The sequence below is a fragment of the Pseudarthrobacter sp. AL07 genome, assembly GCF_029960665.1.
Lineage (GTDB): Bacteria > Actinomycetota > Actinomycetes > Actinomycetales > Micrococcaceae > Arthrobacter.
This window is the reverse complement of sequence record NZ_JASBRB010000027.1, coordinates 21,860-46,891: the sequence shown is the minus strand read 5'-3', so window position 1 is coordinate 46,891 and position 25,032 is coordinate 21,860. Positions and strand designations below refer to the sequence as shown.

The window sequence follows — 25,032 nt, the reverse complement described above, 5'->3', positions numbered from 1 at the left end:
GAGATCAAAAACAAAGAAACGTCACCCACAAATTAAATGGCTCGGTCAGGAGCCCTGGGTTCTGGGACAGAGGTCGGGTTCACGGAAACGCAGGGACAGCTCCGGCCCGCATGCGGATGAGCCGCAGTCGGGCCGTCTGGCCGACCTTGGAACGGACTGAGGCCAGGCCCTCGAAGCAGGACGTGGGGGCGAGCTTACTGTCCGCCGCGACGGACAGGCTGGGCGGTGTTGACCGTATGGATCGCCCGCAGGAGCTTCGCCGGGAAGTAAACCGAGAAGAATACCACCATGGGTGCCTTGAGGGCCATCTTCTTGACGTTGTGCGCCTTGTACGTGCGGTCGAAGCGGGTCACGTAATACCGGTAGTCCCGCGGTGAATCCTCGAGCCGGCGGGCGGACATCCCGGAGACCATCTGGGGCCAGTACTGGACCTTGAGATCGTGGTCGGCGAGGTGCAGGGAGAGATCGATGTCCTCGTGCATCTCGTCCTTGGCGTCACGGCAGGTTTCGTCACGGATGGTTTCCCATGCCGTGGCGCGCAGGGCCATGTTGGAGCCGAACAGGAAGTGGTATTGGTGCTTGGCGAGCTTGAGCATGAGCTGGCGCATCTTGTCGTCTGCCTTGAGCCCGAACCGCCGCATCGGCATGTCGTAGTAGACCACCGGTCCGGTGGCTGCCTGGACTGTCGGGTCAAGAAAGGCCTTCTGGACCTGTTCAACCCAGTCCGGCTCGACAACCGAATCCGCGTCGATGCGTCCCAGGATGTCGCCGGTGGCGTGGTTGAGGCCAAAATTCCGGGTGGGAATCAGGCCCTGGTCCCGGTCCTGGCTGAGCAGGATGATCGGACTTTCCGGATACTCCAGCTGCATCTGCGCCACGATGGCGGCGGTGCGGTCAGTGGAGAGGTTGTCCACCACGATGATCTCGTGGGCCGGAACCGACTGGTACACCGCAGCGATGAGACACTGCCGGATGACACTTTCCTCGTTGTAGGCCGGGATAACAACGGACACGCACGGCAGCTGTGCTGCGTCGTTCAAGGCATCCCCAGAGGATTTATCGGCTGACATCAGATCAAATTTAGCACCGATCGGGATTTGACCTGCCAGCGGCTGGGTCCGGTCCGGACAAACACTGGGGAAACCTTGAAGGGGCCCCGCACCAGGCGGAGCCCCTTCATATGGACGGCGCTGTGGCGCCGGACGTGCTAGTTGCTGTCCTTGTCCGCGCCACCGTTCATGTTGGCCGCGATGTTCTTGATGGCGGTCTTGGCATCGGTGGATGCCTTGGCTGCCGCGTCTGCCGATTCATCGGCAACGTGTTTGGCCTTCTCGTCGACGTCGTCCACGGTGTCCTTCGCATCCGTTGCAGCATCCTGCGCCTGGTCGGCCGCGGCGTCAGAGACCGAAGCCGCGGCGCTTGCGGCCTTGCTGGCTGTGTCCTCGGCTGTTTCCTTGGCGTCGTTCACCGTGGTGGCAGGAACCGGCGCAGGAGTGACAGGAGAAGGGGTCTTCCACGGGTCTTCCACGGGCTTGGAGGCTTTCCAGGCCGCGACGCCGGCGGCGACGGCTGCGGCGATGATGCCGAACACCAGCCAGCCGCGCTTCCTGGGCTTCTGTGGCTGGGCGATCTGGACGCCGACAGCCTTACCGGCTTCATGCGCGGCTGCCTTCAGCTGGGTGCCGGCCGTCTGCGCCTGTTCCTGGAGGGAATGCACAACGCCGGAATCGGCGAACCGCTGGGCGACGGCATCCACGTGGGACGGCGCGCTTTCCAAGGTGCGGTGCACGGCGTCGGATGCGTAGCCGATCTGGTCCGAAAGGCGCGGCAGGTATTCCACCACCACGCGGTCCCGCGCGTTCTGGATAACGGGAGTGGCCTTGTCCAGTGCCTCATGCAGGCGCGGGGTGGCGACCTCAACGGCGTCGTGAATTTTCGGGGCGAGCTGGGCGAGACCCTCCTGGATGCGCGGTGTCACTGTTGCGACGCCGTCGGCAAGGTTGTGGGCCGCGGTCTTAAGCCCTTCCTGGATCCTGGGAGATGCGGTGTCCAGGCCATGCTGCAGGCGGGGAACTGCCCAATCCACTGCTGCTTCCACGCGGGGGGATGCCCAGTCCTTGGCGTTCTCAACTGCGCTGTTAACTGACTGTTCAAGGTCGCGGGCAATACGATCCGATTTCTTCACAACTACCTCCCGATTAATGTGACGGTTCTGTTGTTAGCCTACGTGCCATGACCTGCACGGGCTATTCTTCCAGCGGATTTCCGGCTGATTTCACCCAGCGCGGAACTGCCCGTCATGCCCCTTCCGCGTTGACCGGCCGTGAAAGAATGGGCGGTATGACTGCAATCGCAACTGCAAAAGCAACCATCCACACCAGCCTCGGCGACATCGTCGTTGATCTCTTCGGCAACCATGCGCCGAAGACGGTCAAGAACTTCGTTGGCCTGGCCACCGGTGAGCAGGCCTGGACCCACCCCGAGACCGGCGAGGACAAGACGGGCACGCCGCTGTACGACGGCACCATCTTCCACCGCATCATCAAGGACTTCATGATCCAGGCCGGCGATCCGCTGGGCCGTGGCGTGGGCGGACCGGGCTACAAGTTTGACGACGAAATCCACCCTGAACTCAGCTTCAACGCCCCGTACAAACTGGCCATGGCCAACGCCGGCATCCAGGCGGGCAAGGGCACCAACGGCTCACAGTTCTTCATCACCACCATCCCCACCGACTGGCTGCAGGGCAAGCACAGCATCTTCGGTGAGGTTGCTGACGAGGACTCCAAGAAGGTCGTCGACGCGATCGAGGGCGTCCGCACCGGTATGGGCGACCGCCCGGTTGAGGACGTCACCATCAACAGCATCGACATCGAGCAGCTCTAACCAGCGCATGAGCTACGGAATTCCGGCGGCTGAGCCGTCCGCGCAAATTCCGGTGTGCCCCAGGCACCCGGACAGGCCCTCCTATGTGCGCTGCCAGCGCTGCGGGCGCCCAGCGTGCCCGGACTGCCAGCGGGCGGCCGCCGTCGGATTCCAGTGTGTTGACTGCGTCAACGAAACCAAGCGGACGACGCCGGCCGTCAAGACTGTCTACGGCGGAGCCGTGGCAACCGACAAACCGGTGGTGACGTTTGGAATTATCGCCCTGTGTGCGGTGATGTACGTTCTGCAATGGATAGTTCCCGACGAGTGGGTCTACCAGAACCTGGCGTTCGCCAATGTGTTCGCCAGCCCCGAATTTGGTGAGTTCGAACCCTGGCGGATGCTGACGGCGGCATTCCTGCATTCACAGGGATTCATCCTCCACATTGTGCTGAACATGTACATGCTGTGGATTTTCGGCCAGGCACTCGAACCGCTCCTGGGCCGGGTCCGGTTCCTGGCGTTGTATCTCATCTCTGCCATCGGGGGGTCCGTTGGCTACCTTCTTCTGACCCCCGGCTATGTGCCGGGAGTGCCTCTTGCCGGCGTGGTGGGCGCCTCGGGCGCCATCTTTGGACTCTTCGGCGCGATGCTTCTGGTGCAGCGGCACCGTGGCGGGGATACGCGGCAGTTGTGGATCCTGATCGCCATCAACGGCGTGATCGGATTTGTGGTCCCACAGATCGCCTGGCAGGCCCACCTGGGCGGCCTTGTCACCGGCGCCCTCTGCGCTGCCGTGATTGCTTACACGCCCCGTGGCCCCCGGCAGCGCCTGCTGCACGCGGCCGGACTGGCCGGAGTGGTTCTTCTGCTAACCCTGGTGAGCTGGCTCCGCGTCACGACGGGCTGACTGCCCGGGTCCGCCGACCCACCTCCGGACTCCTTCCCAGACCCCGGTGTCCCATTGGACACCGGGGTTTTCGCTGCCCCCAGCAGGCCGTGGCAGTCGCAGGCCACGGCCGGTACTCAAAGTTATCCACAGGGCTTATCCACACTGTTGGTAACTTACACGGGTGTAGTTCAGGATTGCGATGTTTCCCTGGGCCCGGATGTCCGCCATTTCCCGGCTTTGATCCTCCCGTTGTCCACAATTGTGGACAACCCCTGGGGATGTGCTTGTGGTTAAGTGGAAAAACACGCCTCTTAGACCCGACCTGTGGATAACATGGCCGTTTTCGGCAGTACAGCCCTGCACGAAGGGATTTGCGCTGCCCGTATCAACAGGGTTGTTCACAGTATTCATAACTTACAGGCATGTAGTTAAACTTCGGTGTTTACCGGGTTGGGGCATCTGAGGAGGTCGCCCCGACCCGTTCTGTGGATTGTTATCCACAACTGTGGATAAGTTGTGGGTAGCCCAGTGTTAGTAAGTGGAAAACACCTGCCCGTGCGAGGGCCCTCGTACGCAGCAACCGAACACACGGGCTCCCAGCCAGGAGGATCGCCTTGAGCGCCGGCGCCACCACCCAGCACATCTACCTCGACAGGCAGCACCCCGCGGTATGGCGTGGCCTCAACGGTCTTGGGGTGTAAGCGCACGAAGCCGCCGGGATTGACCCGCGAAGCCGCCGGGATTGACCCGCGAAGCCGCCGGGATAGACCGCAGGACCCCCGCACTGATCAATGCGCGGGAGACGGCCCTGTTCACGGACGGGGATTGGGTGGCCCTGGCCGTGCCATCACCAGTCACCATTCGGTTCGCCGCGACCGCTTAGCGCGGGCGATTATCCACAGCTAATCCACACTGTTAATAACTGTTCGTCCGAGCGACTTGGATCCGGGTCCCGTGGACCAAGGCCTGCACAGGATGTCATCGCTTTCGGCCCGGGAAAGTTATGCACAGTGTGGATAACTTTCCCAACAGCTGGGGAGAACTTATCCGGAGGAATGCCAGATCAGCCGGCGGCGGGGCGCCCGCCCACCAGCCCGGCTGTTGCCGGTCAACCCTGCCAGACGCCTGAGGAACCGCGCCGGTGGCTGTGCAGAAGATGGGTGTCCACCATGCCGATGGCTTCCATGAGGGCGAACATGGTGGTGGGGCCAACGAACGAGAACCCTTGCTTCCGCAGGGCCTTGGACAGCGCCACCGATTCCGGTGACTGCGTGGGGATCTCCGCGTGCGTTACCGGCTGGGGAGTGGTTGTGGGCTGGAACTGCCAGACGAAGGCAACCAGGCCTTGCCGCTCGCGCAGCGCGATGGTGGCCCGGGCATTGGCGATAGTGGCCCGGATCTTGAGCCGGTTGCGGACGATGCCGCGATCCTGGAGCAGGCGCTCGACATCCGCTTCCGTAAAGGCGGCAACAGCGTCCGGCTGGAAGTCGAGGAAAGCCTGACGGAAGGCAGGGCGCTTTCGCAGGATCGTGGCCCAGGAGAGGCCTGCCTGGAAACCCTCAAGACAGATGCGCTCGTAGAGGCCCTGTTCGTGCCGGACGGGCAGGCCCCACTCGGAGTCATAGTATTCGCGCAACAGCGGATCCACGGCCGCCCACGGCGGACGGGCGAGGCCGTCGTCGCCCAGGACAGATCCGGCCTCACCCTCGTTTCGGGGCTGGACCGCTGCTACGGGAGTCATACGGGTCCTGCGGTCAGCGTCAGGAACGCCAGCGCGTGGTCATCAGGAAGCCAATGATGGCAATGCCGAAGCCGGCCACAATGTTCCACGACGCCCAGGCCTGGACAGGGAACCGGCCCTCGCTGATGTAAAACGTGATGATCCAGAAGAGCCCGATGATCATCAGGCCGAACATCACTGGCTTGAACCAGACAGCGTTGGGCTTATACGTCTGTGCCCCGGAAGCGGGCTGCGTGGCGCTGGAAGTCTTCTTGCGAGGCTTTGACTCGGGCACGTGCTCTCCTTGGCGGACTGGAGCAAGCTCGGCGTCGCGGGCTTGATATCCTGCAAGAAGGAAGGTGCCAGCGGTCAGCGCGATCTTGGTCAAATCTGGATTCTTACTAGCAGTCAATTCTAGCCGTAGTCAGGGCACTCAAATGCCCATCGCGGCCACCCCGGAGGAGAACGCGTGGTAGTGCAGGAAAAGGCGAGGCGCGCTGCCAGCGGGCCCGCCCGTGCGGCGCCCGCCCGCGCTTCCAATCTGCGTGGGACCGTGCAGTTGCTCGGCGAGCTGCTCATCACGGCCGGCATTGTTCTCCTGCTCTTTGTGGGCTGGCAGCTGTGGTGGACCAACATCGAATCCGACGCCAAGCAGAGCGCGGTCATCAAGGAATTCGCCCAGGGGCTGCGCGGTACGGTGCCCGCAGTCCCGGAACCGGGTCCAGCGGCAGCGCCGGTGGATTACGGCACTCCAACGGTTTCCTCGGCACCAGGCCATGCCGGCACTATCGGCATTATGTACATCCCCCGGTTTGGCCCGAACTACACGCGGCCCATCGTGCAGGGAACCACTGGGGATGTCCTGGATACGCTGGGGCTCGGCCATTACGCCAACACGGCGATGCCGGGCGCCGTCGGGAACTTCGCCGTGGCCGGTCACCGGCAGACCCACGGTGCCGTCCTGGACAATATCCACACCCTTGTCCCGGGCGACAAAATCTACGTCCAGACCAAGGACGGCTTTTACATCTATGTCTTCCGCAATAACCAGATCGTGATGCCGTCCCGGACCGATGTCCTGGAACCGGTCCCCACCCGCCCCGGCATCACTCCCACCGAAAGCTTCCTCACCATGACCAGTTGCAATCCGCGTTTCGGCGCCGAGGAACGCATCATCGCCTACGCGCTGCTGGACAGCTGGCGGCCTGCCTCGGCGGGACCGCCGGCCGAGATCGCCGCCCAGGTGACCGCAGCGGTGGGAGGAAGCTGAGTATGTACGGTTGGATTTTCCGCCACCTGCCGGGCCCCCTCTGGCTCCGGATCTTCACCTCGCTGGTGCTCATCGCCGGCGCACTGATCCTGATGGTTCAATTCCTGTTCCCCTGGATGTCCGGGTTCACCGCATTCACCGACTCAACGATTGGTTCTGCAAGCCAGCCATGACCACAACTAAAATCCTGGTCGTAGACAACTACGACAGCTTCGTTTACACCCTGGTGGGCTACCTCCAGGAGCTCGGCGCCGAGACCACCGTTGTCCGCAATGACGATGTGACCCTCGCCGAAGCCATCGAGATGGCCCAATCGCGCGACGGCGTGCTCATCTCACCCGGTCCGGGGAACCCCGCCGAGGCGGGTGTGTGCATTGAGCTGATCAAGTGGTGCGGCGCGAACAAGAAGCCCATGTTCGGTGTCTGCCTGGGCCATCAGGCCCTGGCTGAAGCCTACGGCGGCACGGTGACCCACGCGCCGGAGCTGATGCACGGCAAGACATCGCTGGTGGAGCACAACGGCACCAGCGTCTTCGCCGGGCTCCCCTCCCCCGTGACAGCGACGCGCTACCACTCGCTTGCAGCGGTCAGGGACACCATCCCCGACGTCCTGGAGATCACCGCCGAAACAGCGACCGGCGTCGTGATGGGCCTGCAGCACCGTACTGCACCGCTGTGCGGCGTGCAGTTCCACCCGGAGTCGGTCCTGACCGAAGGCGGCTACCAGATGCTGGGCAACTGGCTTGAGTCACTGGGCATGGCGGGGGCTGCCGCCCGGGCCGCCACTTTGAGCCCGCTCATCCAGCACTGACAGGCACCCACCCTCAAACAACGCGGGGTCACTTCCCGCCCATCCCGGAGGGGAACATGGGCGCGAAGTGACCCCGCGTTGGCTCAAGGAGCGGGTGCGGGTCAGCCCTTTTTGGTGGCTGTGGGCGTGGCGGTTGGCGTTGGTGTGGGCGGCGGTGCCGGTGCCTTAGCCACCTCTACGTTGATGGTCTTGCCCTGGTCGACGACGGCGTTGACCTGCTCACTTTGCCCCGTAACGATACCCGCCGCGACCTCAGAGTTTTCCACTTCCTGGATGTTTGGGACCAGTCCTAGTTCCTTCAGCGCCGCCTCCGCCTCGGCGCGCGGAAGATTGATCAGTCCAGGCATGGATACCTTGCCGGTGGAAATCACGATCTCCACCGTGGTGCCCACACCCACCATCTGGCCCGGCGAGGGGCTGGTGGTAATCACCCTGCCGGCAGGCACGGTGGCACTGTTGGCGGTGGTGGTGGACGCGGCGCCCTGCAGGCCGTTCTGGCGCAGGATGTCCCGGGCCGCCGCCTCCGTCTGGCCCGGAAGGGTTTCCGGAATCTTGACGGCGCTTGGGCCTTCAGAGATATTCAGGATCACCTCCGCGTTGGGATTAACCGAGGTCCCGGCCACCGGGTCAGTACCGATGGCCGTCCCGCTTGGTATGGTCTCGTGTTTGTTCCGTTTGATCTGCGGACGCAGGTTGGCACCATAAAGTTCCTGCAGCGCCGCCGATTCCGTCAGCGCCGCCACCGCCGGGACCTGCACCTGGGGCGGCGGGGGCGCGGGCCGGTTTACGGTGCTGTACAGCCAGAAACCGCCGCCGCCAAGGATCAGCAGGGTGAAGATCAACAGGATAGCCATCCATGTACGACGACGGGACTTCTGCCGGGCGGTCCGCTCACGTTCCGGAGCGAAGCCCAGGGGAAGCTCGTCGACATCAGACGGTTCGCGCGCGTCGCCCGCCATGAGGGGGACTCTCCCGTCAGTGCGGGTGTCGTCCGCGTTGCGCTGCCAGCCGGTGGGGACATCGTCGAGGAAACCCGCACCGGTGAGCCCGAACGCCTCTGTCACGGGCGGGCGTTCCGGCGTCGGGACGTGGTCGTTGGGATCGGTGGGGGCTTCGGTTGCGGCCAGCACGGGCACGGACACGCCCGCCCGCGCGGCGCGCAGCGCACGCCGGAAGGCAGCCGCGTCCTGGAAACGGTCCGTCCGGTTCTTCTGCAACGCCTTGGCCAAGACACTGTCCAGGGCGGCCGAAACCTCCGGATTCACGCTGCTGGCTGGCTCCGGAATTTCCCTGACGTGCTGGTATGCCACGGAGACCGGGCTGTCACCAATGAAGGGCGGCCGGGCGGTAAGCATTTCGTAGAGCAGGCAGGCAGCCGAGTAAAGGTCGCTGCGCGCATCCACTGTTTCGCCCCGGGCTTGCTCGGGCGAGAGGTACTGGGCCGTGCCCACCACGGCCTGGGTCTGCGTCATGGTGGCCGAGGAATCGGCGATGGCCCGGGCAATTCCGAAGTCCATGACCTTCACGGAATTGGAGCCTTCGCAGAACATCACGTTGGCGGGCTTGATGTCGCGGTGGACGATGCCGGCCTTGTGGCTGTATTCAAGCGCGGAGAGCACGCCAAGGCAAAAGTCGATAGCCTGGTCGATGCTGACTTCCTTGGCCCGGATCAGGTCGCGGATGGTCCTGCCCTCGACAAACTCCATCACGATGTAGGGCACCCGGACACTGTCGTCCGAGCCATCTGGAACGGTGTGTTCGCCGGTGTCGTAAATGGCCACGATGGAGGGGTGGTTCAGCGCCGCAACGGACTGCGCTTCGCGTTTGAACCGCGCCTGGAACTGCGGATCCCTGGCCATATCGGGGCGGAGAAGCTTGACGGCAACTGTCCGGCCCAGCCTGGTATCGACTCCGCGGTGAACATCCGCCATCCCCCCGCGGCCGATGATTCCGCCGAGTTCGTAGCGGCCGCTCAGGACGCGCTGATTGTCCACCGGGAGGCTGTCCTCCCGGTGCAGCGGAGTGCGGGGCGAGTCATTCACTGTCAATCCTGACGACTAAGGCGCGCAGGTAGGGGGTAAGCCCTGCACCTGGCCGGGGGTGCAGCTGGGCAGGGCGGACGTCGGCTGAGCCGAGGCGGCTGGCGAGGAGGGCGGAACGGCCGGCGTAGTGGCCGGGGCAGGAACGGCGTAAGTCACGGTCACTTCAGCCCCCTTGGGCACGGTGCCCGTGGGATTGACCTGCAACACCGTTCCCGCAGCGGAAGTACTCTGCTGCGGGATGACCCGCACGGACAGACCCATGGTTTCAAGCGTCCCCTGGACCTGACGGTAGTCCTTCCCGAGGTATGCCGCCGAAATAATGTCCACCGTGCTGGGGGTGGGCGTCGGAGTGGGCGTGGGCGTGGGCGCGTCGGTGGTCCGGCTGGGGGTGGGCGTCGCGGACGCCGAGGTCGCCGTAGGGCTGGCGCTGGTGGACGGCGGGTTGCTGGATGCCGAGTTAGTGGTGGTGTTGGCCGGGTTGAAAATCCCGGCCTGCGTCAGGAAGAACCCCACCAGCGCGAACAGAACCAGCACGATCAAGGCGACCAGCGGCCAGGTCCAGGGGCTGCGGCCGCGACGCTCGGGCTCGTCCTCGGGTTCGTCGTCGTACTTTTCTTCCTCCTGCACCCAACTGCGCTCCGCAGCCAGGGCGTCCGCACGCGAAAGCGTGCTGCCGGCTCCGGTGGCTGTGCCCGCGGCCGCGGCGCCGACTGCAGCGCCACCGGCAGCGGCACCAAGCACGGGCAGGGCGGACGTGGACGTTGTGTTGCTGTCCTTGTGGGCGATAACACCCGTGGGCGCTGTGGCAATGTCCACCGGTGCCGTAATGGGGCCGGTTGTCGCTTCGAAGAGCAACATGCCGGGAACCGCCGCGTGCGCGGCATCAATGTCGCCGTTGCGGATGGCCTCGGCAGCTTCGGACAGCTTGATGGCGTTGGCAGGGCGGTTCTTGGGGTCCTTGGCCAGCATGGACATCAGCAGCGCGCGGACCGGTCTGGGCAGGGTCTCCGGAAGCGGCGGCGGGGCATCGTTGACCTGCGCCAGGGCAATGGCGATCTGGGATTCGCCGGAGAAGGGCCGGTGTCCGGTGAGGCACTCGTAGCCGATCACGCCGAGTGAGTAGATGTCCGAGGCGCCGGTAGCTGTCTGGCCGGTGGCCTGCTCCGGGGCGAGGTACTGGGCGGTCCCCATGACCTGGCCTGTCTGTGTCAACGGGACCTGGTCGGCCAGGCGGGCGATGCCGAAGTCGGTGACCTTGACCCGGCCGTCGGGTGTGATCAGCAGGTTGCCCGGCTTGATGTCGCGGTGGACCAGCCCCTGGGCGTGGGCGACGGAAAGGGCGCGGGCGGTCTGCGCCATCATGGAGAGCGTCCGGTCCGGGGACAGTACCTGCTCGTGCTCGATGATGCTGCTCAGCGGCTGGCCCGGAACGAGCTCCATGACCAGGTAGGCGGAGCCATCCTCCTCGCCGTAGTCAAAGACATTGGCGATGCCCACGTGGTTCAACAGGGCGGTGTGGCGTGCCTCCGCGCGGAACCTCTGGAGGAATCCGGGATCACCGGTGTATTCCTCCTTGAGTACCTTGATGGCGACAATCCGGCCCAGGACCTGGTCCTTGGCCTTCCAGACCTCGCCCATCCCGCCGATCGCAATCCGCGTGGTCAGCTGGAATCTGCCGCCGAGGGTGATTCCCGTTGTAGGCCTCACTTATTCAACACCGCCTCAAAAATCTTCTTCGCGTTCGGACTGGTTAGCTGTGCACCGGTGGTGATGTCTACGCCCTCCATGGCGATGGTGACACTCACCTCCGGGTTGTTGGCGGGGGCAAACCCGGTGAACCAGGAGTTGTTCAGGCCGTTGCCCAGTTCGGCGGTTCCGGTTTTGCCGGCCACCTGAACACCGGGGACAGCCGCGCCGCGGGCGATGCCCTGGCTCACCGCGCTGGTCATCCATTCGGTGATCTGCCGGGCAATCTCCGGCGTGGTGGAAGTCCGGAGTGCTTCAGGCTTGGGTTCGTCAATGACCCGAAGGTCCGGGGACCGCACGGTCTTGACAAGGCTGGGGCTCATCTGGACGCCATTGTTGGCGATGGCGGCGGTCATCATTGCGATCTGCAGCGGCGTGGCGCGCACGTCCTTCTGGCCAATGGCGGACTGGGCCAGGCCTGGCCCGTCCAGTTCATCGGGGAAGCCGTTGCCCTTGGCGTAGGCGAGCTTGAGCTGATCGCCAAGTACCTCGCCGAAGCCGAACTTTGCCGCCTGCTCGGCGATGGCGTCGCGGCCCAGGTCGAGGGCAATGCTGGCGAACGGCGTATTGCAGGACTGCTGCAGGGCGAAGGCAAAGCTGGCCGTCTCCTGGGTGTAGCAGTTGCCCCCGGCGTAGTTCGGCAGCTTGTACTGGATCCCCGGGAACGGCATCTCGGCCGGGTTGGGGAGCACGCTGTCCTTGTTGTACTTCCCGGAGGCGAGGGCCGCGGCGGTATCCACCAGCTTGAAGACTGACCCCGGAGCGAGCAGTTCACCCGTGGGCCCGCTGACATTCTGGTTCAGGTTGATGCCGGGGACCTTGACCAGCTCATTGATGTTGGTGTTTTCGGCTTTCGAGTCTTGGGTGGCGATCAGGTTGGGGTCATAGGACGGCTTGGACACCATGGCCAGGATGGCGCCGGTCTTGGGGTTGGTGACCACGATGGATCCACGCTGGCCATCCGGAATGAGGTCGTAGGCGAGCTTCTGGATGGCGGGATCGATGGTGAGTTCCACCGAGGCCCCCTTCGGCTGGCTGCCCAGGAAGAGCTGGCCGATCCGGTCGAAGAACTGCTGGTCGGAGCTGCCGGCCAATTGCGCGTTCATCGCCACTTCGAGGCCGGTGGCACCGTAGTTCTTCGAGAAGTAGCCCGTGATGCCTGCATAAAGTGCCGGCTGCGCGTACGTTCTCTGGAACTGGCAGACCTCGGACGTGCCTTCCACCGATTCGGCCACAGGATCCCCGCCCACGATGATGGCGCCGCGGTCGTTGCAGTAATTCTGCAGAATGGCGCGCTGGTTCAGGGGATTGTCTTTGAGGTCATCGGCACCCACCACCTGGACGAAGCTGATGGCCCCGAAGATCAAGGCAAACATGGCGATCGCTGCCACCCAGGAACTACGGATTGCCTGGTTCACGCTTGTTTCACCGCCTCGGTGGGAGTGTCGATTCCTGCAGGTTCCGCGGCGCCGCCGGGAGGAAGTGGCGTGGTGTCCACCGGTCCCCGCGCCGTATGGGAGATCAGCAGGAGCAGGCCAACGATGATCCAGTTGGCCAGCAGCGACGAACCGCCGGCGGCGAGGAACGGCGTGGTCAAACCGGTCAGCGGGATCAGTCGTGTGACTCCGCCGATCACCACGAAGCACTGAAGCGCGATAGCGAAGGAAAGTCCGCAGGCCAGCAGCTTCCCAAAGGCATCCCGGGTGCCCAGCGCAGCCCGGAACCCGCGTGTGAACAGCATGACGTACATCAGCACCACGGCGAACAGTCCGATCAGGCCCAGCTCCTCGCCGATGGACGCGATGATCATGTCGCTGTTAGCGAAGGGGACCAGGTCCGGCCGGCCCTGACCCAGGCCGGTACCCACCAGGCCGCCGTTGGCCATGCCGAAGAGTCCCTCGATGACTTGCCGGCTGCCGGTCTCGTAAACTTCCGGGCTGAAGGCGTTCAGCCAGCCGTAGATGCGGACCTCGACATGGGAAAACACCTGGGCTGCCACGAAGCCGCCGCCCAGGATGAGGGCCAAGCCGATAACCACCCAGCTGATACGGCTGGTGGCCACGTAGATCATCACGATGAACAGGCCAAAGAACAGCACGGAAGAGCCGAGGTCCCGCTGGAAGATCAACACGCCGATGCTCACCAGCCAGGCGGTGATCATGGGCCCCATGTCCTTGAACCGGGGGAACTGTAGCGGGCCGATCTTGCGGCCGGCCAGCAGGATGAGGTCGCGGTTGGAGGATAGATAACCGGCGAAGAATATAGCGAGGGTGATCTTGGCAATCTCACCCGGCTGGAACGTCAAGGGACCCATCCGGATCCAGACCCGGGCTCCCAGGATTTCGCCGGCCGAGATCCCCGGCACGAGGGGAAGAATGAGCAGGAGCGCGCTCACGGCCAGCGAGATGTAGGTGAAGCGGCGGAGCACCCGGTGGTCCTTGAGGAACCAGATAACGCCAATGGCCACGGCCATGGCGATCAGGGTCCAGCGGAGCTGGTTGTTGCCGGTGTCCTCCCCGGGGGCGTCGAGGCGGTGGATCATGGCAAGTCCCAGGCCGTTAAGTGCAACCACCAACGGAAGTATTACCGGATCTGCATATTTAGCCCGGATCCGCAGGACTAGGTGGAAGACCAGGGCAGCCACCGCGAGGAGGCTGGACTGGAACCAGAAATCGGAGTCGAACGCCTTCTCCTGGTCAACGCCCACTAACATGTTGGCGCCGATGCCCACAGACAGGGCGAGAATCAGGAGCAACAGTTCCACGTTGCGGCGGGGTTTGGGTACGGTGCTGAGCTGGCTCACTGGCCTCCCTCACAAGCGGTAGTGGGGCTGGGGGAGGCGGCCGGGGTCGCCGCAGGAGCGGCGGGGTCCGACGAAGGGGCAGGGGCCGTGGGTGTTGCGGCCGGCGCAGTTGTTGGGCTCGGAGCGGGCGACGGGGTCAGGCACTCATCCGGCGGGGCAATGGTGCCGGTGCCTTCAAGGTTCTTCACGATCCGCTGGGCGTCGTAGAGGTCGCGTGCGGGAACTGTCTGCCGGACGCGCTGCTGGGAGAACTGGGGTAGGGAATCCATCTGGATCTCTGTTACGGCTTCGAGGGTGGAAAGCTGGATGGGGCCAAGCCGCTGCGACACACCGTTATAGATGGCCACACGGGAATCGTATTCCCCGATGTAATAGCGGGTCTGGGTCCAGGCATAGCCGAGCCAGAGGCCAACCGTCAGCACCACCAGCACGGATGCGGCGATGGACATGGTGACCCAGCGGCGGGGTTTCGGCTGCCCCAGGGCGGCGTCATCCACCTCCGCCACGGGAGCGTCGGCCTTGTGCGTCAGGACGGTTGCGGCCCGGCGGGCCACGGTGCGGCCGGCAATGGTAGGAATGGAACCGGACTCGGCCGCGGTGGCCGCAGCCCCGACCAGTTCGTGCGGGCGCGATGCAAGTTCCTGCCGCAGGACTTCGGCCGAAAGGTGCTCGCCCAGATGGGGATCGGTGGAGGGCGGAGGTTCCGCGGCCGCTGGCTTTTCTGGGGCTTTGTCGGCGGCGGGGCTCTTGACGTCGGACGTCTCTGGGTCCGGTGAAGAGCCAGCTGCTTCGCTGTCAGCGGCAGGGGCTTCGGTGACCGGCTGCGAGGGGACGATGTCGACGGCGGCGGTACTGACGTCGTCGGGCGTTTCCTCGGTGATTTCCACCATGACGACGGTGACGTTGTCCGGTGAGCCAGCTTCAAGCGTTAGGTTCACCAGGGTTTCGACGCACTCGCGGAGGTCCTTAGTCTCGCGGACCGTCCGCTCCACCACGTGTCCGGCCACGTAGTTGAGCCCGTCGGAGCAGAGCAGCCAGCGCTCCCCGGGCTGGACGTCCAGGGTGTCCAGATCCAGCTCGGGGCTGGCGTCGACGTCGCCCAGGACGCGCATAAGGACGTTTTTGTGTGGGTGGGTTTCGGCTTCTTCGGGGCGGAGCCGCCCCTCATCGATCAGCCGCTGGACGAACGTGTGGTCAATGCTGATCTGGGCAAATTCGCCGTCGCGCAGGCGGTAGGCCCGGGAGTCTCCGATATGCGCGAAATGTAGCTTGCCGTCTGCCAAAAGCAGGGATGTAACGGTGGTGCCCATGCCGGCCAGCTTGGGGTTGATATGGACCAGCTCGGAGAGCAGGGAGTTGGCCGTCTGGATTTCGTCAGCGAGGATTGTGCCGGCATCGCCGTCGTGGTCGTCGTGGTCCAGGTGCAGCATGTCCAGCACGGTGGCGGCAGAGGCGACATCGCCGCCCGCGTGGCCGCCCATTCCGTCCGCGACCACCGCCAAATGGCGGCCGACATACGCCGAGTCATCATTTTTGGCTCGAATGCGTCCCACGTCCGAGCGCGCCGCATAGCGCATGATGAGGGGCCGCTGGACGGGCGTGGCCTCGCCGGCGGGAAGATCAGCGGCCATTGCTATGGCCTCAATTCGATGACCGTCTTGCCGATTCTCACGGGTACGCCAAGTTCAACGGGCAGGGCCCGGGTAAGTTGCTGGTCGGCCAGGTAAGTGCCGTTGGTGGAGCCCAGGTCCTCGATAAACCAGCGGCTGCCCTGCGGGAAAAGCCGCGCGTGGCGGCCAGAGGCGTAGTCGTCCTCGAGAATCAGCGTGGCTTCCTGCGCGCGGCCCAACAGGATGGGGCTGGCGGCCAAGGGGATGGTGGTTCCCTTGAGCGGGCCTTCGGTGACCACCAGTTGGTGGGCCTGCTGCTTGAGGGTCTGCGGCGGAGCCTCGGCCAGATCCGGATTCTTGCGGACCTGCCGGGCGGTCGGAGTGCCGGCGGCAGCTTTGCGGCCCACCATCAGGTCCCGGCGCATGGCCGAAACTATGCTGAAGATGAGGACCCAAAGCAGGATCAGGAAGCCAAACCGCAGCGCAGTGATGGTCAGGTCGCTCACGGGCGGCCCCCAGGGTTGGCGGGAAGCAGGCGAAAGATGATCTTAGTCCGTCCCATCGTGATGGTGGAGCCGTCGGTCAATTCGGTGCTGTCTGCCAGCTTATGGCCATTGACGTAGCTGCCGTTAGTGGAGCCGAGGTCCACGGCGCTGGTGACACCGTTGGTGGTGCGGATCTCGAGGTGGCGGCGAGAGACGCCGGTGTCGTCAACCAGGATGTCAGCCTCGGAAGACCGGCCCAGGACGATGGATGGGGCATTGAGGGAGTAGCGCTGGCCGTCGATGTCCAGAACGGGCTGCAGCCGCAGGGGCGGGCGGCCGGGGGCCGCCGGCAGGTTGGGCCTGGCCGGCGCGACGCCGGGGCCGGCTTTGGACTTCTCGGTGGAGGAGATGATCTCGAAGTCGCCGGCGCGCAGCTCCTCGGACCGGCGGAAGGAGATCCGTACCGAGCCCTGCAGGGTGTAGCCCTGGCTGCGGACGTGGTTGATGACGACGTCGCAGAGTTCTTCGGCGAGTGGTGTGCCCCATTCCTGCGCCCTTGTGAAGTCGCCATCACTGAGCTGGACGTCGAAGACGTTCGGGGCCAGCGTGCGGCCGGCGGCGATCGTGAGGGCTTTGTTGTCCACCTCGCGGCGGAGGCGGCTGGCGATTTCCACAGGTTCCACCTGGGCGCGCGAACCGGTGGAGAAGACACCGCGGACGGCCTTTTCAATACCGCGCTCGACCTTGTCCAGCAATCCCATGGTCTTCTCCTTTCCCCCCTGCTGCGGGGCAGTTTTCGTTCCGGAACTCGACCAACAACGCAGTTCAGAACCCAGTGGCCTGCCTGGCAGTGGCAGGCACTACTACATCAGATACTACTGGGCAGGCCTGTAAATGACCTTAATCCGCAACGGCCGGGCCGCTGGAAAAGCCCGTTCCGGGACCCCGGAAGGCGCGCTCCCGGAGGGGAATTTGACCGCGTCCGGAGCTCAATTGGTGTTTTGCCGCCGATGTCCGTTATGCTTGATCTCGCTGCTTTTACACGGTTGCGGATCCGGGAAACCGGCCGTGATTCATGGAAAAGAAGTTGCGCGCGAGTGGCGGAACGGCAGACGCGCTGGCTTCAGGTGCCAGTGTCCGAAAGGGCGTGGGGGTTCAAATCCCCCCTCGCGCACGCAAATCCAGAAAAGCCCCGGTCTCAGGATCGGGGCTTTTCTGCGTCTAAGCTCCAACACGGGCGAAGTCCCGGGATTCGTGCCGGGTGGCAGCGGTTCTACTTCCTTAACGCCCCGAAGCCCACGATAAGGGCCTCAAGCCCCAGGCTGAACGCCTCGTCCGCAGGTTTCTCGTGCCCCTGCGCGGCGAGGCTCCGGACTGCTCCCGTGAAGCTCGGCGTCGATTCGGCCATCCGGCCGGATTCGAAAATGTCGGCGGGGGCGGTGACGTCGTAAGCGGATCCGAAGATGAATGATTCCAGGGCCACGATGGCGGACACGATCCGCTCCGCCGGGAATCCGGCTGTCCGGAATCCGGCGCTGACGGTCTCATACATGGCGAGGGTCTGGGGTGCGTCCGTCACGGGAAGTACTGCGATGACGGGAATCAAGGGCGTGTGTTCCGCGAAGACATCCCGGTAACTCCAGGCCCATTTCCGCACTGCCGACTCCCAGGGCTCTGCGGCGAACGCAGTCACGTCCACCAGGGCAGCGAGGTGGTCTTCCACGAGCAGGAGCACGTCCCGCTTGGATTCCACGTGGTTATAGAGGGCCGACGGCGCCACGTGCAGTGAGCGGGCCAGTGCGGCCATGGTGAGGCCGTCGTAGCCGTTCTTGCCGATGAGCCGCAGGGCTGCAGCGGTGATGCCCGCGAGGTCCAGGACGGCGGCGGCCGGCCGCCCCGCGCGACGCCGCGACGCACCGGTTTTCGGTGCGGGGTCGTGCTCCTTGATGCTGGGTGACTTGGCTGGTGACGCCGGCATTGCTGGCCTTTCTGCGGGCAGTATCCCCAGCATTATTCCACCGGTCGCTTCCTCGCGGGCCGCGCAACAGCTACAGTACTACTAAATGAATGATATTCATTTAGTAGTACGCGTCACTCAAGTGGCCACAGAGAGGACATCATGCTGAATCTTGACCGCGACGTTGTAATCGTCGGCGCGGGACCGTCCGGGCTCACCGCTGCCCGCGAGCTGAAGAAGGCCGGCCTCAGCGTGGCAGTGCTGGAAGCACGGGACCGCGTGGGCGGCCGGACATGGACCGCCACCATTGACGGGGCCATGTTGGAAATCGGTGGCCAGTGGGTCTCCCCGGACCAGACTGCACTGCTGGAGCTTCTGGACGAGCTCGGCCTGAAGACATACTCCCGCTACCGTGAGGGCGAATCCGTCTATGTCGGTGCCGACGGCACGAAGACCCGCTACACCGGCGATTCCTTCCCGGTCAGTGGAGCCACCGGGGCGGAAATGGACAAGCTGATCGGCATTCTGGACGTCCTCGCCGCGGAAATCGGCGCCACCGAACCCTGGGCGCACCCCAAGGCCCGTGAACTGGACACCATTTCCTTCCACCACTGGCTGCGCGCCAATTCGTCCGACGAGGAGGCGTGCAACAACATTGGCCTGTTCATTGCGGGCGGCATGCTCACCAAGCCGGCACATGCCTTCTCGGCGCTGCAGGCGGTGCTGATGGCAGCCTCCGCCGGGTCCTTCAGCCACCTCACGGATGAGGGCTTCATCCTGGACAAGCGGGTCATCGGCGGGATGCAGCAGGTGTCCCTGCTGCAGGCAGCGGAACTGGGTGCCGACGTCGTACTTAACAGTCCGGTGCGCACCGTCCACTGGGGGGATGACGGCGAAGACGGGCACCACGTCAGTGTCGTTTCGGAGCGTGCCACCGTGAATGCGCGCTTTGTGATCATGGCCGTGCCGCCGAACCTCTACTCGCGTGTCTCCTTTGACCCGCCGCTTCCGCGGCGCCAGCAGCAGATGCACCAGCACCAGTCACTGGGCCTGGTGATCAAGGTCCACGCCGTCTACAGCACGCCGTTCTGGCGTGAAGACGGACTCTCCGGCACTGGCTTCGGTGCCGGGTCGCTGGTCCAGGAGGTCTACGACAACACGAACCACGCTGATTTGCGCGGAACGCTGGTGGGCTTCATCTCGGACGAAAAGGCCGACGCCGTCTTCGAGTTGAGTGCCGCCGAACGGAAGCGCGTGGTCTTGGAGTCCATTGCCGGCTTCCTGGGGGATAAGGCCCTGGCACCAGAGGTCTACTACGAATCCGACTGGGGCTCCGAAGAATGGACCCGGGGCGCGTACGCAGCCAGCTACGATCTGGGCGGCCTGCACCGTTACGGCAAGGACCAGCACACCCCCGTGGGCCCGATCTACTGGTGCTCCTCAGACCTCGCAGCGGAGGGCTACCAGCATGTTGACGGGGCCGTCTGCATGGGCCGGCGTACGGCGGCGCGCATCGCTGCGGCGGCGGGTGTTGCAGCCAATGCGGGCGCATCCGGTGCAGAACATATGGCCGCTGTCGACTGACAGCAGCACCGGCTCCAATCCATTCAGCGTCGAATGAACTACGAGAGGCCAGGCCATGGTTCCCAAAGAAGTGACAGTACAGACAGCCAGCGGCGTGGACAAATGGCCTGGCTGAAAAGGGCCTGAGCGGGAAGGGCCTGAACGCCGGCGCGGTGGGGCTGGTGGGCGCCGTCGTGATCGGGGTTTCCTGTATCGCGCCTGCATACACGCAGCCCGCGGCGCTGGGGCCAACGGTATCGGAGGTGGGGGTTCAGCTGCCGGCGATCTTCCTGGTGGGCTTTATCCCAATGATTCTGGTGGCGTTCGGCTACCGGGAACTGAACAATGCCATGCCCGACGCCGGCACCTCGTTCACGTGGGCATCGCGCGTCTTTGGTCCGTGGATCGGTTGGATGGAGGGCTGGGGGCTGATTGCGGCCACCATCATTGTGCTGTCCAATCTGGCGGCCGTCGCCGTTGACTTCTTCTATCTCATGCTGGCCCAACTGTTCGCGAACCCGGAACTGGGCGAGCTGAGCAAGAACCTGCCGCTGAACATCGCCACCACATTCAGGGACTGCCTAAGATCTCCATTGTGCCGGCCGGTACGCCGATCCCAGCCGGTCCGCGACGTCCGCTACCCCGCCGCGGCCTACCGAGGCTTCCTTTATTCAGGAGCGTGGATGGGGGGAGCAATTAGGCTCTTGAGCATTTGTCGTTCTGCAACGTTCAGTCGGTCATTGAGGTTCTTTTGGGCCTCATCGATCTTTCCGGCCAGAACCAGGTCACAGAATTCCTGATGTTCGTGCAGTTCGTCGCCCATGACGTTCTCGTCAGCTTCCTGGTGTGTCATGGCGAGCCGGAGGCGTCTCATGAGCGAAGCGTGCGTCTCAGAGAGTATGCGGGATTTGAGGAAGCTGACGGTTGTTACATGGCTGAGCTTGTCGGCTTCAACGAACCCGACCACGTCACCGTTGGTCACGGCGTCCTTCATTTGGGCAATGGCGTCTTTGAGTTGAAGGAGTGCTTCCTCTGGAGCGCCGTCGGCAGCCTTCACGCCAGCTAGTTCAAGGACGCGGCGTGCTTGGTAAATCTCCCTAACGTCCTCGGGGTCGAGGGTGAGGACTTCCAGGACCCGGGAGGCAGGATTGCGAACGAGTAGCCCTTCTAGCTCCAGGGAGTTCAAGGCTTGGCGGACAGTGGCACGCGAAACGCCGAGTTCAGTTGCCACGGCATCTTCCGTGACCCGCGTTCCCGGGAGTATTTCGCGGGTCAGGATCTGCTGCCGAAGCGCCGCGGTGCTCAGCTCAGTTGCGGTCATACGTCGGATTTTGTTCACAGGGTGCTCCTACTGTCTTCGGCGGTGGCGGGTCCGTCCAGCCGGGACCCGCCACCACTTATCTAGTCACGATCCTAGGTGTTCCTGGAGCGTGGATTTATCGATTACTGTTGCCCGGGCTGGCGGGGCGCGGCCAGAACCTGGTGGGGGTAGCTGTCCAGCAGCCTGGTGGGCCGGAAACTATCGAACAGCGGCTCGGGCTCGTCAAACACTTCCGCAGCGACTGCCGATCCCAGGAACGGGGCCAGGGTCACGCCACTGTGGGTAGCAACGAGGTAGAGCCAGGGCCTGGAAGGGACGGCGCCGATGACACTTTGCCCATCAGCAGGCATTGCTCGGACTCCGACATGGAGTTCCGTGATTTGGGCGTTTTCGGTGTTTTTCAGGATGTGTTGGAGCCTGTCGATGAATTCCTTTGCCAAGTCCGATTCCAGAGCGGGGACCGAACCAACTGTCGCGGTCACATCGAGATCGAGTGCTTGCAGCAATAAACGACCACCGCCGTCGGGGCGGATGTTCAGCTTTGGGCTGGTGAGCATCCGGTCTATGGCTACGGGCAGGGGGTTTGTGACCGCAAGGTAGCCGACGGTCACATCGCCCGGCTCTTGGTACTCGGCAACAACCGGACCCAATCCTGCGGCTGCTGTGATGTCGTTTGTCCACCGTCCAACAGCGCTGATCACGTGGTCTACAAGGATGCTGCTGCCGTCGCTAAGGCTGACGTTCACGCCGTCGGTCATCTCTTCGAAGGATTCCACGTTCGCTCCGATGCGCAGACGGACGCCGAGTTGTTTGGCCCGCTGGAGCTGGTGACGTATGTACAGGGTGGGGTAGCAGTGCGCTTCGTGCGGGAAGTAAACAGCAGCGCTGCAGTCCTCAGGGACGATCAGGTCAGGAACGAGTTCGTTGGCCGTTGAACTGCTGATGCCTGCTGCTTCGTACCCGAGCTGCACAAGCCGTTCCAATCGGTGTTGGAGTTCGGTGGCGTGCTCAGGCGTGGCTGCGAGTTCGATGTGACCGGTGGGTCGGAACCAGTCCGCGCCCGTGCCGGCAAGGCGGTGGTGTGCTTCGAGGCCGGCGCGGTTGAGTTCGTAGTAACCTACGGGTTCCTTGCCATTCGAGTTTACCCATGCATATGAGGTCGAAGACGTCCCAGAGCCCGGGGCGTTCTTGTCGATCAGGGTTACTTCAGCCCCACGGGCAGCTGCCTCGGCGGCGATGGACACGCCAATTATTCCCGCTCCGATTACGGCTATTTTCATTGATGGTTCCTTCTGCGGTGGTAATGCTCTGGTTTAGAGGACTTTGCTGAGGAAGGCTTGGGTGCGTTCCTCCTGGGGGTTGCTTAGGACATCTTTGGGCCGGCCGCTTTCGACAACGACGCCACCGTCCATGAAGACGACGGAGTCCGCGACTTCCCGTGCAAAACCCATCTCGTGCGTCACAACGATCATGGTCATTCCGGTGGAGGCGAGGTCATGCATGACATCCAGTACCTCCCCGACCAGTTCGGGATCCAGCGCCGAGGTGGGTTCGTCGAACAGCATGAGCTTGGGTTCCATTGCCAGCGCACGGGCGATGGCAATGCGCTGTTGTTGCCCGCCGGAGAGTGACCCTGGGTAGGCGTTGCGCTTGTCGGCAAGACCGACCCGCTCAAGCAGACGTTCGGCGCGTTCCCTAACCCTGGCCTTCGATTCCTTTTTCACGCCCACGGGCGCCTCCATGATGTTCTGGAGAACCGACATGTGCGGGAACAAGTTGAACTGTTGGAATACCATTCCCACTTCCGAGCGCATTTTCGCTATGGACTGGGGGCGGAGTTCGTGGAGAGCCCCGTTGTGTTCGCGGTAACCAACCAGGTCGCCGTCGACGGTGATGCGCCCCGCTGAGGCAGTGTCGAGGTGATTGATGAGGCGCAGGAAAGTTGACTTTCCAGATCCTGAAGGGCCGAGAAGGGTGGTTACTTCTCCGGCTTTGACTTCCAGGTTGATGCCTTTGAGTACTTCGTTGTGCCCGAAGGACTTCCATACGTTCGTTGCCTTAACCATCACTTTTGGTGTCTGGGTCATCGAGTTCTCCTAACGGGCCGGGGCATCATTGGTGCCGCGCCTTTTTTGCAGTTCAATAAATCGGCGCATGATGCTCAGACCCTGTGCACGGGTGCTTTTGTTGTAGTGGCGTTCGGTGTAGTACTGGCCGATGGTCATGAGGGTCGTGACGATCAGGTACCAAATGGATGCCGTGATCAGGAGAGGTATGGTCTGGAAGTTTTCGGCGTAGATGAGTTGGGTCGCGTAGAGCAGCTCAGGGAAGGACAGCACGCTGACCAGCGACGTCGTCTTCAGCATGGAAATGACGTTATTGGCCGTCGGCGGGACGATGACGCTCATCGCCTGGGGGAGTATTACTCGACGCAGGGTGCGCATGTTTGACATACCCAGCGCGTGTGCTGCCTCCGTCTGTCCCTTGCCGACCGAGACGATGCCTGCCCGGACGATTTCAGCCATGTAGGCGGCTTCGTTCAGTGCAAGCCCAAGGATCGCGGCTACGACGGGAGTGATCAGTGAGTTGGTGTCCGTCGAGAAGAGGGGTTCTGCTCCGGGGATGCCGAGGGCAAGCGTGGGATACAGGGCTGAGATGAAGCCCCAGAACAGCAACTGAACGAACACCGGAGTTCCGCGGAAGAACCAGATGTAGAGGCCGGCCGCCCCATAGAGCGCCGGGTTGGTGCTCAAGCGCATGACTGCCAGGATCACTCCGAGGACTACGCCCAGAAGCATGGCGATGAAGGTCAGTTGCAGGGTATTCACCAAGCCGTCAAGCACCCGGGGAGAGGCGAAGTATTCACCGACAATGGGCCAGCCGAAGTTGGGGTTCGTCGCGACGGACTGAATGACTAGAACCGCCACCAGACCCATCATTATGTAGGACGCCCAGCGGCCAGGCCGCTTGAGCTTCTTGACTTTCTCCGGGCTTCGCTGTCCGACGGAAACGTCGGGGACAGCGAGTCCGTTCATGCTTGTGTTCACGAAAGAGCTCCGTTGATTTCAGATTTTTCGATCTTGATATCGCCCAGGTTCCACTTGTTCAGGATGGATTCGTAGGTGCCGTTGCTGATCAGTTCATTGATCGCAGCGTTTATCGCTGCAGTCAGTTTGCTGTCCTTGGGAAGCGCCACGCCACCGGGGTTGGGGTTTTTCAAGAGAGGGCCCACGGACTCGAATTTTGCCGGATTCTTCTTCGCGGCATCGGCGATAGGCGGTGCGTCGGTCAGGACTCCATCGATCCTGTTGCTCTGCAGAGCGAGCTGGGCCTGCGGAGCCGTTTGGTAGACGTCGGCAGTGGGCGCGGCCTTGCCGGCGGCCTTGCAGGATTCCTCCTGGGCGGGCAGGAAGGTGGTCTGCTGTAGCGAGCCTCTGATCACGCCGATGCGTCCGCCGCATGTCTGTTCTGCGGTGAGTTCCTTGGGGTTGCCCTTGCTAATCAAGAGAAGTGTGCCGTTCCAGTAATAGGTAGCGAAGTCCACGGTCTCCTCCCGCTTCTTTGTGTCACCGATGGAAGACATGGCCATGTCCACTTTGTTTGCTGCCAGCGACGGGATCAGTGCGTCAAAGGATGTGGGAACGAGTTCAACGTCCAGGTCCAGCAGGCCGCCGATGGCTTTTGCCAGGTCAGGGTCGAGCCCAATGATGGTCTTTCCATCTGCGTCAGTGGATTCGAAGGGAGCGTAGGTCGGATCGGTACCAACGCGAATTTTTCCTGCCTGCCGGATGTTCTCGGGCACCATCGCCGCGAGCTTTGAATTCATCGCAGGGGCTGAGGACGTTCCAGACGATTGAGGAGTCGAGCCGCCGCAGGCAGTGATGGACATGACTCCGGCCGCCACTGCTGCGATGGCGATGTTGCGAAATTTGGCTTGCATATTTCAG

General features: G+C 63.4%; 23 protein-coding genes, 1 tRNA gene and 1 pseudogene. 8 read left to right on the top strand and 17 right to left on the bottom strand.

From position 1 onward, the window contains the following. Positions 1-194 precede the first annotated feature (194 nt). On the bottom strand, positions 195-1,070 hold the full coding sequence (locus QK290_RS15965; RefSeq protein WP_282331609.1) for a glycosyltransferase family 2 protein: 876 nt from the start codon (positions 1,068-1,070) through the stop codon (positions 195-197). Positions 1,071-1,207: 137 nt separating this feature from the next. After that, complete coding sequence (locus tag QK290_RS15960; protein ID WP_282331608.1) at positions 1,208-2,185, bottom strand: hypothetical protein; 978 nt, start codon at positions 2,183-2,185, stop codon at positions 1,208-1,210. A 155-nt stretch (positions 2,186-2,340) separates the two neighbouring features. Between QK290_RS15960 and QK290_RS15955 the strand changes: the two genes are divergently transcribed. Further along, positions 2,341-2,886 carry a peptidylprolyl isomerase gene (locus QK290_RS15955; RefSeq protein ID WP_185262060.1) on the top strand — a complete coding sequence of 182 codons (546 nt, stop codon included), beginning with the start codon at positions 2,341-2,343 and terminating at the stop codon, positions 2,884-2,886. 7 nt (positions 2,887-2,893) lie between these two features. Continuing rightward, entirely contained in the window at positions 2,894-3,775 is an 882-nt protein-coding gene (locus QK290_RS15950) for a rhomboid family intramembrane serine protease (RefSeq protein WP_282331607.1), read from the top strand. 1,090 nt (positions 3,776-4,865) lie between these two features. Here QK290_RS15950 and QK290_RS15945 read toward each other — a convergent pair. Both QK290_RS15945 and QK290_RS15940 read right to left on the bottom strand, forming a co-directional pair. After that, on the bottom strand, positions 4,866-5,498 hold the full coding sequence (locus QK290_RS15945) for a DNA-3-methyladenine glycosylase I (RefSeq protein ID WP_282331605.1): 633 nt from the start codon (positions 5,496-5,498) through the stop codon (positions 4,866-4,868). A gap of 19 nt (positions 5,499-5,517) precedes the next feature. Continuing rightward, the gene (locus QK290_RS15940; RefSeq protein ID WP_282331611.1) at positions 5,518-5,772 is read right to left on the bottom strand and encodes a cell division protein CrgA; all 255 of its coding nucleotides are present in this window, start codon (positions 5,770-5,772) and stop codon (positions 5,518-5,520) included. A 174-nt stretch (positions 5,773-5,946) separates the two neighbouring features. Between QK290_RS15940 and QK290_RS15935 the strand changes: the two genes are divergently transcribed. From QK290_RS15935 to QK290_RS15925, 3 genes are read left to right on the top strand one after another with little or no spacing between them, the layout of a single operon-like run. Beyond that, positions 5,947-6,747: a class E sortase gene (locus tag QK290_RS15935; protein WP_282331603.1), complete on the top strand. Its 801-nt coding sequence runs from the start codon at positions 5,947-5,949 to the stop codon at positions 6,745-6,747. A gap of 2 nt (positions 6,748-6,749) precedes the next feature. Next, positions 6,750-6,920 carry a hypothetical protein gene (locus QK290_RS15930; RefSeq protein ID WP_181577402.1) on the top strand — a complete coding sequence of 57 codons (171 nt, stop codon included), beginning with the start codon at positions 6,750-6,752 and terminating at the stop codon, positions 6,918-6,920. Next, positions 6,917-7,558: an aminodeoxychorismate/anthranilate synthase component II gene (locus QK290_RS15925; RefSeq protein ID WP_282331602.1), complete on the top strand. Its 642-nt coding sequence runs from the start codon at positions 6,917-6,919 to the stop codon at positions 7,556-7,558. Before QK290_RS15930 ends, QK290_RS15925 begins: the two co-directional genes overlap by 4 nt. 101 nt (positions 7,559-7,659) lie before the next feature. Here QK290_RS15925 and pknB read toward each other — a convergent pair whose 3' ends face one another. From pknB to QK290_RS15890, 7 genes are read right to left on the bottom strand one after another with little or no spacing between them, the layout of a single operon-like run. Next, positions 7,660-9,600 (bottom strand): Stk1 family PASTA domain-containing Ser/Thr kinase, encoded by a 1,941-nt coding sequence (gene pknB, locus QK290_RS15920; RefSeq protein WP_282331601.1) that lies wholly within the window; start codon positions 9,598-9,600, stop codon positions 7,660-7,662. A gap of 15 nt (positions 9,601-9,615) precedes the next feature. Next, positions 9,616-11,307, bottom strand: a complete 1,692-nt coding sequence (locus QK290_RS15915) for a protein kinase (RefSeq protein WP_282331600.1) — start codon at positions 11,305-11,307, stop codon at positions 9,616-9,618. Next, positions 11,304-12,764: a penicillin-binding protein 2 gene (locus tag QK290_RS15910; RefSeq protein WP_282331599.1), complete on the bottom strand. Its 1,461-nt coding sequence runs from the start codon at positions 12,762-12,764 to the stop codon at positions 11,304-11,306. The genes QK290_RS15915 and QK290_RS15910 overlap by 4 nt, the downstream gene beginning before the upstream one ends. Further along, positions 12,761-14,149, bottom strand: a complete 1,389-nt coding sequence (locus QK290_RS15905; protein WP_282331598.1) for an FtsW/RodA/SpoVE family cell cycle protein — start codon at positions 14,147-14,149, stop codon at positions 12,761-12,763. Before QK290_RS15905 ends, QK290_RS15910 begins: the two co-directional genes overlap by 4 nt. Further along, a complete protein-coding gene (locus QK290_RS15900; RefSeq protein WP_282331597.1) occupies positions 14,146-15,780 on the bottom strand; it encodes a protein phosphatase 2C domain-containing protein in 1,635 nt (544 codons plus the stop codon). Before QK290_RS15900 ends, QK290_RS15905 begins: the two co-directional genes overlap by 4 nt. A 2-nt stretch (positions 15,781-15,782) precedes the next feature. Further along, positions 15,783-16,265 carry an FHA domain-containing protein gene (locus QK290_RS15895; RefSeq protein ID WP_185262068.1) on the bottom strand — a complete coding sequence of 161 codons (483 nt, stop codon included), beginning with the start codon at positions 16,263-16,265 and terminating at the stop codon, positions 15,783-15,785. After that, positions 16,262-17,005: a DUF3662 and FHA domain-containing protein gene (locus QK290_RS15890; protein WP_282331596.1), complete on the bottom strand. Its 744-nt coding sequence runs from the start codon at positions 17,003-17,005 to the stop codon at positions 16,262-16,264. The genes QK290_RS15895 and QK290_RS15890 overlap by 4 nt, the downstream gene beginning before the upstream one ends. A gap of 330 nt (positions 17,006-17,335) precedes the next feature. Between QK290_RS15890 and QK290_RS15885 the strand changes: the two genes are divergently transcribed. After that, positions 17,336-17,418, top strand: a tRNA-Leu gene (locus QK290_RS15885). 99 nt (positions 17,419-17,517) lie between these two features. On the opposite strand, the gene QK290_RS15880 is transcribed toward QK290_RS15885, so the two are convergent. Next, positions 17,518-18,255, bottom strand: a complete 738-nt coding sequence (locus tag QK290_RS15880) for a TetR family transcriptional regulator (protein WP_282331595.1) — start codon at positions 18,253-18,255, stop codon at positions 17,518-17,520. Positions 18,256-18,363: 108 nt separating this feature from the next. On the opposite strand from QK290_RS15880, the gene QK290_RS15875 reads away from it, so the two are divergent. Together QK290_RS15875 and QK290_RS15870 are read left to right on the top strand one after the other, a co-directional pair. Next, positions 18,364-19,785, top strand: a complete 1,422-nt coding sequence (locus tag QK290_RS15875) for an NAD(P)/FAD-dependent oxidoreductase (protein ID WP_282331594.1) — start codon at positions 18,364-18,366, stop codon at positions 19,783-19,785. A 107-nt stretch (positions 19,786-19,892) separates the two neighbouring features. Then, positions 19,893-20,333, top strand: a pseudogene (locus QK290_RS15870) (amino acid transporter); the annotation flags it as partial. A gap of 98 nt (positions 20,334-20,431) precedes the next feature. On the opposite strand, the gene QK290_RS15865 reads toward QK290_RS15870, so the two are convergent. The 5 genes from QK290_RS15865 to QK290_RS15845 form a co-directional block, all read right to left on the bottom strand. Beyond that, the gene (locus QK290_RS15865; protein WP_282331593.1) at positions 20,432-21,103 is read right to left on the bottom strand and encodes a GntR family transcriptional regulator; all 672 of its coding nucleotides are present in this window, start codon (positions 21,101-21,103) and stop codon (positions 20,432-20,434) included. Between the two features lie 104 nt (positions 21,104-21,207). Continuing rightward, the gene (locus QK290_RS15860) at positions 21,208-22,365 is read right to left on the bottom strand and encodes an FAD-dependent oxidoreductase (protein ID WP_282331592.1); all 1,158 of its coding nucleotides are present in this window, start codon (positions 22,363-22,365) and stop codon (positions 21,208-21,210) included. Positions 22,366-22,398: 33 nt separating this feature from the next. Further along, positions 22,399-23,172 carry an amino acid ABC transporter ATP-binding protein gene (locus QK290_RS15855; RefSeq protein WP_282331589.1) on the bottom strand — a complete coding sequence of 258 codons (774 nt, stop codon included), beginning with the start codon at positions 23,170-23,172 and terminating at the stop codon, positions 22,399-22,401. Between the two features lie 9 nt (positions 23,173-23,181). Next, positions 23,182-24,132 carry an amino acid ABC transporter permease gene (locus QK290_RS15850; RefSeq protein ID WP_282331588.1) on the bottom strand — a complete coding sequence of 317 codons (951 nt, stop codon included), beginning with the start codon at positions 24,130-24,132 and terminating at the stop codon, positions 23,182-23,184. Continuing rightward, a complete protein-coding gene (locus QK290_RS15845; protein WP_282331587.1) occupies positions 24,129-25,025 on the bottom strand; it encodes an ABC transporter substrate-binding protein in 897 nt (298 codons plus the stop codon). Before QK290_RS15845 ends, QK290_RS15850 begins: the two co-directional genes overlap by 4 nt. Positions 25,026-25,032: the final 7 nt, after the last annotated feature.

What these genes read in the sequence shown, in the direction of transcription:
- QK290_RS15965 (WP_282331609.1), bottom strand. Translation starts at nt 1,070, where the DNA reads ATGTCAGCCGATAAATCCTCTGGGGATGCCTTGAACGACGCAGCACAG.
- QK290_RS15955 (WP_185262060.1), top strand. Translation starts at nt 2,341, where the DNA reads ATGACTGCAATCGCAACTGCAAAAGCAACCATCCACACCAGCCTCGGC.
- QK290_RS15950 (WP_282331607.1), top strand. Translation starts at nt 2,894, where the DNA reads ATGAGCTACGGAATTCCGGCGGCTGAGCCGTCCGCGCAAATTCCGGTG.
- QK290_RS15945 (WP_282331605.1), bottom strand. Translation starts at nt 5,498, where the DNA reads ATGACTCCCGTAGCAGCGGTCCAGCCCCGAAACGAGGGTGAGGCCGGA.
- QK290_RS15930 (WP_181577402.1), top strand. Translation starts at nt 6,750, where the DNA reads ATGTACGGTTGGATTTTCCGCCACCTGCCGGGCCCCCTCTGGCTCCGG.
- QK290_RS15925 (WP_282331602.1), top strand. Translation starts at nt 6,917, where the DNA reads ATGACCACAACTAAAATCCTGGTCGTAGACAACTACGACAGCTTCGTT.
- QK290_RS15900 (WP_282331597.1), bottom strand. Translation starts at nt 15,780, where the DNA reads ATGGCCGCTGATCTTCCCGCCGGCGAGGCCACGCCCGTCCAGCGGCCC.
- QK290_RS15890 (WP_282331596.1), bottom strand. Translation starts at nt 17,005, where the DNA reads ATGGGATTGCTGGACAAGGTCGAGCGCGGTATTGAAAAGGCCGTCCGC.
- QK290_RS15880 (WP_282331595.1), bottom strand. Translation starts at nt 18,255, where the DNA reads ATGCTGGGGATACTGCCCGCAGAAAGGCCAGCAATGCCGGCGTCACCA.
- QK290_RS15875 (WP_282331594.1), top strand. Translation starts at nt 18,364, where the DNA reads ATGCTGAATCTTGACCGCGACGTTGTAATCGTCGGCGCGGGACCGTCC.
- QK290_RS15860 (WP_282331592.1), bottom strand. Translation starts at nt 22,365, where the DNA reads ATGAAAATAGCCGTAATCGGAGCGGGAATAATTGGCGTGTCCATCGCC.
- QK290_RS15855 (WP_282331589.1), bottom strand. Translation starts at nt 23,172, where the DNA reads ATGACCCAGACACCAAAAGTGATGGTTAAGGCAACGAACGTATGGAAG.
- QK290_RS15845 (WP_282331587.1), bottom strand. Translation starts at nt 25,025, where the DNA reads ATGCAAGCCAAATTTCGCAACATCGCCATCGCAGCAGTGGCGGCCGGA.